This is a genomic window from Halanaeroarchaeum sp. HSR-CO, assembly GCF_024972755.1.
Classification (GTDB): domain Archaea; phylum Halobacteriota; class Halobacteria; order Halobacteriales; family Halobacteriaceae; genus Halanaeroarchaeum.
The window spans coordinates 2,300,502-2,312,295 of sequence record NZ_CP087724.1 but is presented as its reverse complement, the minus strand read 5'-3'; the positions used below and the strand labels follow the sequence as shown (position 1 = coordinate 2,312,295).

16 protein-coding genes are annotated in these 11,794 nt (G+C 65.6%); 11 read left to right on the top strand and 5 right to left on the bottom strand.

Annotation, left to right across the window (positions count from 1 at the left end; genetic code table 11):
• Positions 1-2 precede the first annotated feature (2 nt).
• Positions 3-773, top strand: a complete 771-nt coding sequence (locus tag HSRCO_RS12125; RefSeq protein ID WP_259517903.1) for a universal stress protein — start codon at positions 3-5, stop codon at positions 771-773.
• 90 nt (positions 774-863) lie between these two features.
• Positions 864-2,309: an MATE family efflux transporter gene (locus tag HSRCO_RS12120; protein ID WP_259517902.1), complete on the top strand. Its 1,446-nt coding sequence runs from the start codon at positions 864-866 to the stop codon at positions 2,307-2,309.
• Positions 2,310-2,386: 77 nt separating this feature from the next.
• Here the strand turns inward: HSRCO_RS12120 and eif1A are convergent, their stop codons facing one another.
• Both eif1A and HSRCO_RS12110 read right to left on the bottom strand, forming a co-directional pair.
• Entirely contained in the window at positions 2,387-2,671 is a 285-nt protein-coding gene (gene eif1A, locus HSRCO_RS12115; protein ID WP_259517901.1) for a translation initiation factor eIF-1A, read from the bottom strand.
• A 112-nt stretch (positions 2,672-2,783) separates the two neighbouring features.
• Complete coding sequence (locus HSRCO_RS12110; RefSeq protein ID WP_259517900.1) at positions 2,784-4,595, bottom strand: formate/nitrite transporter family protein; 1,812 nt, start codon at positions 4,593-4,595, stop codon at positions 2,784-2,786.
• A 179-nt stretch (positions 4,596-4,774) separates the two neighbouring features.
• Between HSRCO_RS12110 and HSRCO_RS12105 the strand changes: the two genes are divergently transcribed.
• The 3 genes from HSRCO_RS12105 to HSRCO_RS12095 all read left to right on the top strand — a co-directional run bounded on the left by HSRCO_RS12105 (position 4,775) and on the right by HSRCO_RS12095 (position 6,905).
• Positions 4,775-5,092 carry a thiamine-binding protein gene (locus HSRCO_RS12105; protein WP_259517899.1) on the top strand — a complete coding sequence of 106 codons (318 nt, stop codon included), beginning with the start codon at positions 4,775-4,777 and terminating at the stop codon, positions 5,090-5,092.
• A complete protein-coding gene (locus tag HSRCO_RS12100) occupies positions 5,089-6,168 on the top strand; it encodes a thiamine ABC transporter substrate binding subunit (RefSeq protein ID WP_259517898.1) in 1,080 nt (359 codons plus the stop codon). The genes HSRCO_RS12105 and HSRCO_RS12100 overlap by 4 nt, the downstream gene beginning before the upstream one ends.
• A gap of 125 nt (positions 6,169-6,293) precedes the next feature.
• Positions 6,294-6,905: a translation initiation factor IF-2 subunit beta gene (locus tag HSRCO_RS12095; protein WP_259517897.1), complete on the top strand. Its 612-nt coding sequence runs from the start codon at positions 6,294-6,296 to the stop codon at positions 6,903-6,905.
• Positions 6,906-6,959: 54 nt separating this feature from the next.
• Here the strand turns inward: HSRCO_RS12095 and HSRCO_RS12090 are convergent, their stop codons facing one another.
• Positions 6,960-7,172 carry a KTSC domain-containing protein gene (locus tag HSRCO_RS12090; RefSeq protein ID WP_259517896.1) on the bottom strand — a complete coding sequence of 71 codons (213 nt, stop codon included), beginning with the start codon at positions 7,170-7,172 and terminating at the stop codon, positions 6,960-6,962.
• A gap of 122 nt (positions 7,173-7,294) precedes the next feature.
• Here HSRCO_RS12090 and HSRCO_RS12085 point away from each other — a divergent pair, with 122 nt between their 5' ends.
• From HSRCO_RS12085 to HSRCO_RS12070, 4 genes are all read left to right on the top strand, one after another.
• Positions 7,295-7,648, top strand: coding sequence for a hypothetical protein (locus HSRCO_RS12085; protein ID WP_259517895.1), 354 nt, complete (start codon positions 7,295-7,297; stop codon positions 7,646-7,648).
• 100 nt (positions 7,649-7,748) lie between these two features.
• A complete protein-coding gene (locus HSRCO_RS12080; protein ID WP_259517894.1) occupies positions 7,749-8,255 on the top strand; it encodes a hypothetical protein in 507 nt (168 codons plus the stop codon).
• A gap of 44 nt (positions 8,256-8,299) precedes the next feature.
• Positions 8,300-8,593: a winged helix-turn-helix domain-containing protein gene (locus tag HSRCO_RS12075; RefSeq protein ID WP_259517893.1), complete on the top strand. Its 294-nt coding sequence runs from the start codon at positions 8,300-8,302 to the stop codon at positions 8,591-8,593.
• Positions 8,586-9,017 carry a hypothetical protein gene (locus HSRCO_RS12070; protein WP_259517892.1) on the top strand — a complete coding sequence of 144 codons (432 nt, stop codon included), beginning with the start codon at positions 8,586-8,588 and terminating at the stop codon, positions 9,015-9,017. The genes HSRCO_RS12075 and HSRCO_RS12070 overlap by 8 nt, the downstream gene beginning before the upstream one ends.
• Here HSRCO_RS12070 and HSRCO_RS12065 read toward each other — a convergent pair.
• On the bottom strand, positions 9,011-9,691 hold the full coding sequence (locus HSRCO_RS12065; RefSeq protein ID WP_259517891.1) for an HAD family hydrolase: 681 nt from the start codon (positions 9,689-9,691) through the stop codon (positions 9,011-9,013). The two genes, HSRCO_RS12070 and HSRCO_RS12065, sit on opposite strands and share 7 nt — an antisense overlap.
• 134 nt (positions 9,692-9,825) lie before the next feature.
• Here HSRCO_RS12065 and HSRCO_RS12060 point away from each other — a divergent pair, with 134 nt between their 5' ends.
• Both HSRCO_RS12060 and HSRCO_RS12055 read left to right on the top strand, forming a co-directional pair.
• Positions 9,826-10,485: an SDR family oxidoreductase gene (locus HSRCO_RS12060; protein ID WP_259517890.1), complete on the top strand. Its 660-nt coding sequence runs from the start codon at positions 9,826-9,828 to the stop codon at positions 10,483-10,485.
• Between the two features lie 62 nt (positions 10,486-10,547).
• Positions 10,548-11,411 (top strand): ZIP family metal transporter, encoded by an 864-nt coding sequence (locus tag HSRCO_RS12055; protein ID WP_259517889.1) that lies wholly within the window; start codon positions 10,548-10,550, stop codon positions 11,409-11,411.
• 22 nt (positions 11,412-11,433) lie between these two features.
• Here HSRCO_RS12055 and HSRCO_RS12050 read toward each other — a convergent pair whose 3' ends face one another.
• Positions 11,434-11,754, bottom strand: a complete 321-nt coding sequence (locus tag HSRCO_RS12050; protein WP_259517888.1) for a transcription factor S — start codon at positions 11,752-11,754, stop codon at positions 11,434-11,436.
• Positions 11,755-11,794: the final 40 nt, after the last annotated feature.

The window sequence follows — 11,794 nt, the reverse complement described above, 5'->3', positions numbered from 1 at the left end:
CTATGACCGACAGACCCACAATCCTGCTCCCGATCCGCGTCCTCGAAGGCGAATCCATCCCCGAGGGCGTGCCTGAACTGCTCGCGACCGCCCACGTCGTCTTGCTCGGCTACCACGTCGTGCCCGAACAGACGGCCACCGATCAGGCTCGCCTGCAGTTCGAGGAGCGCGCCACGAACCGGATGGACCAGTTCGAGGAGATGCTCACGGATGCCGGAGCGACCGTCGAACGACGACTCGTCTTCACACACGAGGCCCAGGCGACTATCGATCGGACCATCTACGAACACGATTGTCTTGCCGTGCTGGTACCGCAGGCGACGGGTCCACCGGACGACGTTCTCGTCGCGGTTCGCGGAACGGTCGGCGTCGACCGCCTGGTCCGCCTCGTCTCCGGGCTGTTCGCCGACACGGACACATCGCTTACGCTGTTCCACGTGCTGGACGAAAGCGAGAGCGAAGCGGATGCCCGGACGCTACTCGACGGAATCGCGGACCGACTCGACGCGAACGGCTTCGACGCCGACCGTCTCGACGTCCGCGTCGCGGACTCCGCCGGCCCGATGAACGCTATCGTCGACGTTGCGAACGAGTTCGACGCCGTGGTGATGGGCGAATCTGACCCGTCCGTGGTCACCTTCGTCTTCGGCATGCGGTCCGAACAGGTCGCCGACCAGTTCCTCGGGCCCGTGCTCGTCATCCAGCGGGCACGACCGGACGCGGAGAGCGAGTCGAACGAGACCGCTGCCAGCGGGTCGGGAAGCAGGGAGTGACCCCATCTCGGCGTCGGTGACGACTCGATCGGTGGCACCGTCTCTCCGAATACAGAATTCCTTTACTTCCGCTGGGCGAACGACCAGCTAGTGGTCCGCGTCCCGAATCCCCTCCAGGCATTGCTCACGGTAATCGGCCGACTGCTCGCCCGTCTCGGTCTCATCTCCGGGCCACGAGCGAACGAGACCGTCGAGCTCGCGTGGCCGCGCATCGTGACCGGTATCGCCCGGATGTCCAAGAGCGCTGCGGACGTCGCGATGGTGGGGGTAGCTCTCGGTCCGGCAGCCATCGCCGGCGTCGGGTTCGCGGGACCGTACTGGGGAATCGCCTTCTCCATCGGGGGTGGGCTGGCGGCCGGCACCATCGCGCTCGTCTCCCAGCGGTACGGCGCGAGACGGTTCGATCAGGCGGGCCAGGCCATCCGGTCGAGCGCCGTCCTGGTGATCGTCGTGACAATCCCCGTCTCGGTGGCCTTCTGGACCTATCCGACCGCGCTGATTTCGGTGCTGACGAACGACCCTGCTCCGCTCGAATACGGCGCCGACTACCTCCAGCTGGTCGCCCTCGGTGTCCCCTTCGCGGCCCTGAACCTCATCGGCAGTCGGGCACTCATCGGTGCAGACGACGCCTGGACGCCGATGGTGCTCAGAGGGACCGGTGCGGTCGCGAACATCGCCCTCAACGCCGTGTTCATCTTCGGCCTCGGACTCGGCGTCGTCGGGGCGGCGGTGGGGACCGTCCTCTCGAACGTCTTCGTGACGGTTGGCATCGCCGTTGGCCTCGCCAACGGTCGACTCCCGGGCGTCGGCGAGTTCCCCATCACCGTCGCCGCGACCGGTCGGTACCTCGACCTCGCCACGTTCAAGGACCTGATCACCATCGGCACGCCGGTCATCGGCCGGAATTCGGTCTGGACCGTGGCCAGATTCCCCGCACTCGCGTTCGTGGGCCTGTTCGGGCAGACGACCGTCGCCGCGTACATCATTACCCGCCGCATCTGGGGCCTGATGAATACCCCCGGCTGGGGCTTCGGCCTCGCGGCCAGCAGTCTGGTCGGCCAGGAGCTCGGTCGCGACGACGAAGAGACCGCGGAGGCGTTCGGGCGGGAGATCACCATCTTCTCGGTGGCGACCTACGGCGTCGCGGCGGTGATCGTCCTCGCGTTCGCCCCACAGATCGTCCGCCTGTTCGTCGGCAGTTCGACCGACGTCTCGATCCCGATCGCGGTCGCCATGGTGTACGCCTCGGCGTTCGCCATCATTCCCCAGGGGGTGAGCAGTGCCATCGCCGGCGCCCTCGACGCGACCGGGGACACCCGCTGGCCGTTCTACAGTCGCGTCGTCGGGATGTTCGGCGTCTCCATCCCCCTCATCTACCTCGGCGCGACCACGGCCCTCGGCGTCTGGGGGATCTACCTCTCCTTCTTCGGCGAGACGCTGGTGCCGGCGGTCATCAACTACTACCGGTTCGCGACGGGCAAGTGGAAGAAGATTAGTCGCGGCTACCGACCGGAGCCGGTCACGTCGACCGACTGACCAGCGACCCGGCGTCGGAAGGTGGCGTTTCGGCGAGCCGCCGGCTCACCAGCGGTGAGCGCAGAATGTGTCGGAGTTCAGTCGATGTGCCCTTCGGCGCGGAGCTGTTCGGCGTCCTGGCCCGAGTAGCGCCACTCGATGTTGGCCTTCTCGTCTTGCCAGTCCCAGGGCTCGACGAGGACGACGTCGCCCTCGTTGATCCAGGTGCGGTATTTCATCCGGCCAGGGATACGTCCCATCCGGTTCTTGCCGTCCTCACAGCGGACGCGAACGTGGTTACCCCCATTGTGTTGGGTTACGACGGCGAACAGTTCGTCACTATTGGGCATTCGAAGGTTCTTCCGCCCGGTTTCTTCAGTCACACCCGTACTATGCGGCAGGCACGGATAAATCATCGGCGACGCATGCTAACGTTTGACAATCTCCACGTCCCCGCCCCTGGTACCGACTTGCAGGGAGCCGACGACGGACGATCTACTGGCGACCGAAGAGTCGTTTTCGGAGACTCCGTTTCGTGGGACGTTCGGCCAGGACCACCGGTCGGTCGACCTCCGTGATGACGTCGTAGTGAAGCGAGTCGCTCACGAGTCGAGAGAGCAGTCCCCGCTCGGTCGCCCCGATGAGGACCAGCGAGTGGTCGGCGGCCTCGCGTTCTATCGCCGTCTCCACGTCGCCCGTGTCGTCGACGATACGCGTCGCCTCCTCGAGTTCGTTGTCGACGGACCAGTTGCCGAGGAACTGTTCACCGCGCTCCCGTCGTTCGGGATTGTCTACCACGTGGAGGAGCGTTACCTCCGACTGGAGTTCGTCGCGGAGCGCCCTGGCGACCGAGGCGTTGAGTTCGGCGTGCTGGTTGTCGACGACCGGCAACAACACCCGTTCTGCCGCGAAGTTCTCCTCGTCGAGGATGAGGAAATCACAGGGCAGCGAACTGGTGAGTTCGCTCACGTGGCGTTCGGCACGACCCGACGCCCACAGGCGATTGTCCGCCTGCTCCATGACGACCAGGTCGGAGTTGCGTCGCTGGGCGATGTCGAATATCTCCTCGTAGGTGCGGTGGGTGACGACGGTCGAGGTGTTGCAGGTGATGCCGTAGCTCTCGACGGCCTGGCGCATGTCGGCGAGTTCGGCCGTCGATTCCGCGACTAACTGGCCCCCGTTCTCGCCCCGATACCCCGAGTGACGGTCGTAGGTCGGGACCACGTGGACGAGTGTCACGACCGCATTTTCGCGATGGGCGGCGATGGCGCCAGCGAGCGTGACCACGCCGGCGTCCGGGTCCGGATCCGCGACCGGCACCAGTATCTGATACGGGCCTTCGGTCTCCTCCTCGGGGATGGTGGTGTCGATGAGTGGGACGTACGAACGCCCGGCGAGGCTACCGAAGAGCCACTCTCGTGAGGACAACTGCCGTTTTGCTCCCTCGAATCGGGCGGTCTGGAGTCGCTTCTCGCTCGTCTGGAAGTAGTTGACCACGGTGACGAGGACGACCCCGCCCGCCGTGTTACCGGCGAGGACCGGGAGGACGAACTGGGTGAGGCCTACCAGAACGTCAACGTCGCCGGTGAACGAGAGGTACATCATCTCCGTGAACGAGACCACGACGTGGAACAGTCCCCCGATCGGGATGGCGAGGAAGGCGAGGTAGACGACGACCAGCCGGGAGATGGTATCCCTCGCGGAGTACTCCACCCAGACGACACCGGCGACGATGAGGCCGGCGAACGCCGCCTTGACGAACAGGGGTCCCCACCCCGTCTGGATTCCCTTCTCGGCGATGGATGCCGCGGCCGTGGCGGCTTCCGGCGAGAGGACACCGCCCCAGGCGAGGGTGGCCGCACCGGCCAGCCCGCCGGCGAAGTTCCCGGAGAGCACCACGATCCAGTTCCGCAGGAGCGCGGGGATGCTGGCGAGTCGCTCGAGGGTCAACGCGACCGGTGGCAGCGTGTTCTCGGTGAATAGCTGATACCCGCCGATGATGATGTAGATGAAGCCGAGCGGGTACAGCATGGCGCTGAGGATCGGATCCCCGTGGGTCTTGGCCGTGAGCGAGACGTAGAGGAGGAAGGTGATGGTGATGGCGAAGCCCGCAGCGAGACCGCTGAAGAACAGCTCCCGGCTGCCGGACGTGATCTCCTCGTCGGCCGCCGCGACGATGCGCTGGAAGACCTCGTCGCTGGAAAAGCGGTCCCGCAACACTCGCCCTGCGGCGGGCGCCCCCGAACGGGACCGGTCGACGGCTTCGCGGACCGAATCCTCCGCATCTGTCTGCTCGTCGTCGTTCATCTGTCGAGCGGTTTCACGTCTGTCGGTAAATCGCTTGGCATATCGGTCGTCCGGTAGCTACAGCGCAGTCGCGGGGGAGCCGGCGGAATCCAGTGACCCGGCGGGAGGCCTGCCGTCCCCACACCGGGAGGCCCGCCGTAATACCAAGTGTTATTACTGACGAATACCGACAATAGGACATGACAGTCACCGCCATGTTGAGCGTCTCGCCGGTCGACGACCCGTCGGTCGACTTCGAGGCAGAGATAGCGCGGGCCATCGACGCACTGGAGGACTTCGACGTCCGTTACGAGACCCACCCGATGGAGACGACGATCGAGGCCGAGAGCCTGGGCGAGGTGTTCGCGGCCGCCCAGGCAGCAACCGAGGCCCTTGAGGCGTCACGAACGCTGACTTCGCTGAAGATCGATCACTTCCGGGAGCAGACACTCGCCGTCGAGGAGAAAGTCGACATGGTCGAGACACACCTCGGTCGGGACGCACGGGGTGGCCGATGAGCCACCAGCGACACGTTTCGCGTCGATCGGTGCTCGCCGGTCTCGGGTCCGCCGTCGCGGTGGGTAGTCTGGCCGGGTGTGTCGGTAACCCCGTCGGGGACGAGCCGGACACACTCCGGGTGGGGACCTACCAGGCGTACGTCGACGCCCCCAGCACGAGCGCCGGCGAGTGGGTGAAAACGGAGTTCGAGGACCGCTACGACTACACCCTCGAGTGGGTGGTCCGGGAGAACGAACTCACCGACTTCATCCAGCGACGTCAGGAGGGCGCCCCACTCGAGGCCGACGCGTACCTCGGCGTGACGGCACAGGACCTCGTCAAGGCCGACGCGAACCTCGACGACCCGCTGTTCACCGGCTTCGAGACGGACGAGATCGCTAACGCCGCCAACATCGAAGAGCACTATCATTTCGACCCCGACCGCCGCGTTCTACCGACCGGCGCGTCGTACGTGGCCCTCGTCTACGACGAGACCGTCGTCGACGCCCCACCCACGTTCGAGGCACTGAAAGACCCGGAGTACGAGGAGCAGCTACTGCTCGCGAACCCACAGAGCACGGCGACGGGTCTTCTCTTCTTGCTCTGGACTGTCAACACCGTCGGCGCCGATTCGTACCTGGAGTACTGGCAGGACCTGATGGACAACGGGGTCACCGTCCTCGGTTCGTGGTCGAGTGCGTACAACGCTTACCTTCAGGAGGAGGCGGCGATGGTGGTCTCGTACTCGACGGACCAGGTGTATGCCGCGAGCGAGGGCCAGGACATGGCGCGCCACCAGATCGCCTTCCCGAACGATCAGGGGTACGCCTACGTCGACGGCCTCGGCAAGTTCGCCACCACCGAGCGACACGAACTCGTCCAGACCTTCGCCGACTTCATGCTCGAACCCGACGTCCAGCGGAAGACGGCGGTCGACAACGTCGGTATCCCGACCGTCTCGAACGCGACCCTGCCCGAGGACATCCGACAGTACGCCCACGTTCCCGACGAACCGGTGCAGCTGTCCTACGACGACCTCGCGGCGCACATGACCGAGTGGCGCGACGCCTGGGCCCAACAGGTCGCGACGAACTGATCGGCGCGTGCGGAAACAACATTTTTGCCGTCGCAAAACCGAGTGATCGGCTGTCGCAAAACCGAGTGTTTGCCGGGCCCGTCACGACCCGGAGCCCATATCCCGGTCGACCCGCTCAGTAGGGTATGGACTACTCCAACGCTCTCGACCGGGCTTTCGATTCCATGCCCGACAGACCGTCGACGGAAGGCGACCGACTCTCCGTCCCCGACCCGGAGGGGGAGACGGACGGCGCATTCACCCGCTTGACGAACATTACGGACATCGCCGACGCCCTGTCCCGGGACGCCGAACACCTCCACCGGAACATCCAGCGCGAACTCGGGACGAACGGCCAGTTCGACGGGCAGCGGTCCCGGTACAACGGCTCCTTTACCGTCCAGGACTTCTCGGACGCCATCGACGAGTACGTCGCCGAGTTCGTCACCTGTTCGGAGTGTGGCCTCCCGGACACCGTCCTCGTCAAGGAGAACGGCATCGACATGCTGCGCTGTCAGGCCTGTGGGGCCTTCCGTCCGGTCTCGACGAAATCGGGCAACCGGTCGTCGCAGACGCGGGACACCGTCGAAGAGGGACAGACCTACGAGGTCGAGATCACTGGTACCGGTCGCAAAGGCGACGGCGTCGCGGAGAAGGGCTCGTACACCATCTTCGTGCCGGGCGCGCGCGAAGGACAACAGGTACGCATCTACATCGAGAACGTCAGCGGCAACCTGGCGTTCGCCCGTCTCGTCTGATCAGGCCGTCTCGCCCCGCCTGGCTGAAAACAACCCCGAGGCCGACTGGTCTGCTCACTTCACCCGCTCGAAGGGATAGCTGTGTTTGATGTGTTCGGCGTGGTACGAGCCGTGTGAGTCGACGGCCATGAGTCCGGCATACACCGATTCCGGGACGTCGAGGTACCGGTAGAGCCCGCCCTCCTTGAACTCGATCTCGAGGATCTGCTCGTCGGCGTCGTACCCGACGCTCTCGATGATGCTCGACTCGACTGGCTCGCGTTTCATTCGGTCGAGCGTACGACGGAAGCCCAGATAAATCCACGGCCACGAGAGGGGGAGTCGACACACCACTCGCTCGCTGTCGTGGCCGTCATCCCTATGTGAGATGGCCACATATGCTGGTTCGCATGCGAACACCTGCGGTCTACGACCTGCAGACCGAGAAACTCGCGTTCCCGGAGTCCTCGACGTTCTCGCTGGGGACTGCCGCGGACGTGACCGCACCCATCGCCGAACCGTGGGGGAATCGGGGTGGTATCGACAACATCACGCGATTGCTGGAGGGCGTCGATGCCCGGCACGCGACCGTCGAGATCGGTGCCGAGGGCGCCCGTATCGTCTCCAACCGGCCGACGTCGACGATATACGTCCAATCGAGTCCGGTCGAGGACGCGGCCCCGATCAGGAACGGCGAGACGGTGGTCCTGGGCTCGGAGAAGTCCGACCTCTGGGAGGGCTATCGCGTCCAGGTATTCTTCTGAGTCGGGCCGAATTTGGGTCACTGTCCGGTCGAATTCTGGGGACATTTCGGAAAATCTATACTTATGAGCCGATCCTCCGTCCAGTCGTGGTGAGACCACGATGAAAAGGATCTACACGGCATTCGGTGTCGCGATGGTGGCGCTACTCGCCTTCACGGGCTTCGCGGCGGCCACCGGCGGTGCCGGACCGACGACTCCAGTTGCGACCGCACAGACGAATGACGCCGGATTCGGTCCCGGCGACGGTTCGGGACCACTCGGTGCCGACGGTGACCGGCCACTCGATGGTTCGAACAGTCCCTGGGTCACCGGTGACGAGCGCCTGGACCGGTTCCAGGAACGCTTCGAATTGACCGATGAACAGGTAGACGAGATACGGGACGAGGTCCGGTCCATGATGGCCGATGGCGCGAGCCAGGACGACATCCGGCGCACGGTCAGCGCTATGCTCGAGGACTTCGGGGTCGAAAATCCCACCCTTGGACCGATCGCCGATAGTGGACAGGCAACTGGGCAGACCGGTCACGGGCCCGGTAGCGGTGCCGGGCACGGCAGCGCTGGCGGTTCCGGTCCGCACGGACCCGCGGATGGATCCTGTCTGGCCTGATCGTACAGCTATTTAGGACCGACCCACGAACCAGGACCTAGTCGATGCGCAAGGTGCTCTGGTGGTTGCTCGGCGGTTCGCGAGGCGGTCGGAACCGCCTCCGCATTATCAGAGCACTCGACCGCGAACCAATGAACGCCAATCAACTCGCCGAGACGCTCGATCTGGATTACAAGACGATTAGACACCACCTCGAGCTGCTGGGCGAGCACGACGTCGTGACGACGATGGGTGACGGATACGGTACCATGTACTTCCTCTCAGACCGGATGGAACAGCACCTGGACGTCCTGGACGAGGTCGCGGAGGCGGCCGGACTGGGTGACGTCGATGGGTGAACATTCTCCCGAGACGGTCCGGCGACGAGTGGCCCTCGTCGTCCTGGGGGCGATCCTCGCAAGTGCCGTCATCACGACTGTTGCCGCCCCCAACGTTCGAGGTCCAGGTATGGGGCCGGGTATGATCGGTCCGGAGATGGCGCTGTTCGTCCAGATTCGGCTGTTCATCTCGACGTTCAACGTGCTCGTCCTCCTGGCGTTGACTGCGAGCTATCTTGGCCTCTACCGCGACCTGCCGACCCGGTTCACCGGGAGTCTCCTGTTGTTCTCCGTGGCCCTGTTGCTCTACGCTCTCTCGGCGAGTCCGGCGATCCAGCTACTCTTCGGGTTCCGGGGCGGGACCGGGCTGGGGCCGTTCACGTTCCTGCCGGACCTCTTCGCGAGCGTCGCGGTCGTCGTCTTGCTCTATCAGAGCTATCAGTGAGCGTCGGCCGATCGGTCACCGTTCAACACGGTCGGCAACGCCGTCAACGACGTGATCTCCGCGGTTGGCTCGACCGACAGGTCCAGGTCCGCCCGATGGTCCCGGCGGACGAAGACGGAGTCCATCCCGGCGTTCTGGGCAGCGACGACGTCGGACTCCGAATCCCCGACGTAGACCGGGTTTTCGGCGCCGATGTCCGCGATGGCGCGGTCCAGGTAGTACGTGGCCGGCTTCTTTCGACGGAGTCCGTCGACCGACATCTCCCGGCCATAGTACGTCTCGAAGTGGTCGTCGACCCCGTTGAACTCGAGGACGTGCTCGACTGTGGGGTGTTGATTCGAGGAGACGATTCCCCGAGGGAGGGGGATGTCGAGTACCGACTCGAAGTCCTCGTACAGCGCCTTCTCCCCCGTCTCGACCGCCCGCTGTTGGGCGTTCGTGGCGTGCTGGTCGCGGCGCGCCCAGAACGCCTCGGGATCCAGGTCGTACTCGTCGCTTACGGCCTCGAGGGTCTCCGGCGTCACGCCGATGGTGAGCGCCTCGACGTCCCCCTCGTCGGGGTCCTCGATGCCCATCTCCGCGAAGGCGCGCTCGACCGCGCGCCTGAGCACGGGCAGTTCCGTGAGGTGAACCAGCACGCCGTCGTTGTCGAACAGGACCGCGTCGTATCGCATTCGGTCGGTAGTCCGGGCTGGAGATAGTTAGGGATATCGCGCCGTGCCAGGGGACGACGACCGAGACGACGTCGCGGCAGACACGGTCTTCCTCGAAGCGTACGTTTACGTTACTGGGCCGACAGGAGCCGCCCATGGAAGGCACAGTGCTCCTCACCGGTGCCGGAACGCCCCTCGCCGATCGGGTCGCGAGGGGATTCGCCGAACGGGGGGCGAGGGTCGTCCTCGGTGGTCGAGACGAGGCGGCCGTCCTCGACCTCGCGGAAGCTATCGAAGGGGACGGCGGGTGGGCCACCGGACTCCGGACCGACGCCCGAGACGAGTTCGATCTGGAACGGCTCGCGGAGACCGCCGCAAGGTTCGGCGATGGCATCGACGTCGTCGTCCCGGCGGCGAGTGTCTCCCACGGCGACACCGGCTCGGAACCCCTCCAGTCCACCTCCTTCAGCGCGTTCGACGACACGCTCAGGACTATCGCCCGTGGCGCGTTCGCGACCATCCGCGAAGCGGTCCCGCATCTTCGCCCGGATGGCCGGGTCGTGGTGCCCGTCGTCCGGCTGGACGAGCGAGCCGGTGCCGGGCCGCTAGGCGTCGCGCAGGCCGCCCGCATCGCCGTGATGGCTGGATTTGCGGCCGACCTTGATCAGGCGGTCGGCGCCGTAGCCGTGGACACGGTCCCTGAGACGGCCTCGGCGGCGGAACTCGACGAGGCCGCCGACCGGATCGTCTGGGTCGGCACGACGCCCGATCTCCCTCTCGATGGCGCCGTCCTCGACGGATCGGATCGCGAGTGAGGCGTCGCCGGCGCCGTCGCAATCGGAACGCTATTACCGAGACACCAGCTGGTGTTATTGACATGCACGGCCACGCCGACCGGTCCGCCGATTCGACAATCAGGCGGCGGACCATCGTCCTCGGATTCGTGAGCTTTCTCGCGTTCCTCGTGCTCTCGGCCGTCTCACTCCTGCTCGTCCCCGCGCCGAAACTGCTGTTCATCGCCTGGGTCGCCTTCGTCACGATGTCGGCCGGTGCCGTCCTCGGTGCCAGGACCAGGAACCGCCATCCACTTGGCGTCGTCTGGACGTACGGTCTCGCCAGCGGCGCGATGGTCACCTCCTCGGCGGTCTTTCTGGTCCCGTCGGCCATCGGCCACGATCCCTCGTGGGGCGGCTTCGGCATCGCAGCCGGCGTCCTCACGGGATTCGGTGCCCACGCGGTCGGCCATCGGATCTCCCATCGGAACCTGCCCCTCGACCGGACGGCGGCCCAACTCTCCGCGCACTCGCTGTCCGCCGGTGCCATCATCGGACTCGTCTACACCTCCATGCCGTCGCTCGGCGCGTTACTCGGTCTCTCCATCGTCTCGCACAAGGGGCCCGCCGGCTACGCGGCCGCCCGCCGGTTCACCCGTGCCGACCGCCCTCTCACCACTATCCTGTTGCCGGCGACCGGCGTCGGCATCGCCGCGCTCACCGTGAGTCTGTTCGAACCGCCGGCGTCGGCGCCCCTCCGGGGTATCGTCTTCGGCTTCGCGGCCGGGACGTTCCTCCACGTGGCGATGGACTTCCTCCCGAGCTGTGAGACCGGCGGCGAGGTCCACACGGAGGCCGTCGCGATGTCCGGTGAGTCCCACGAACTCCTCGACAGGCTGCGCTTGCACGCAGTCGCGTCGACCTTTCTCGGCGGCTTCGTCGTCTTCCTCGGCTGGGTGGCGGTCTGACGGCTGGTAGCCACCTCGGGTGTCAGTTGTACCCGCGCCAGCGAGCGCCACACTCGGTGCACTTGAAAAATCGCGTCGGCGGTTCGTCGGCCGATCCGGTCTGTTTGATGGTGTACCAGGCTTCGTCGTTGTCGCACTCGGGACAGGCCTCGTTCGCGGTCGGCTTCCCCTCGAAGTCCGCGCCCTCCTCGGTCTCGATGACGTCGCTCTCGTCCTGCGACTCGGTCGAGACGTAGGACTCGGCGAGCGCCTCGTCTTTGGGCTCCTCGTATCCGCAGGACGCACACCGCATCACGTCCCCCTCGGCTCGTAGCATGGAGCCACATTCATCGCAGAATTGCATGTATTGCGGTAGACGCGCGCCACCAATAAGCTCCGGGACT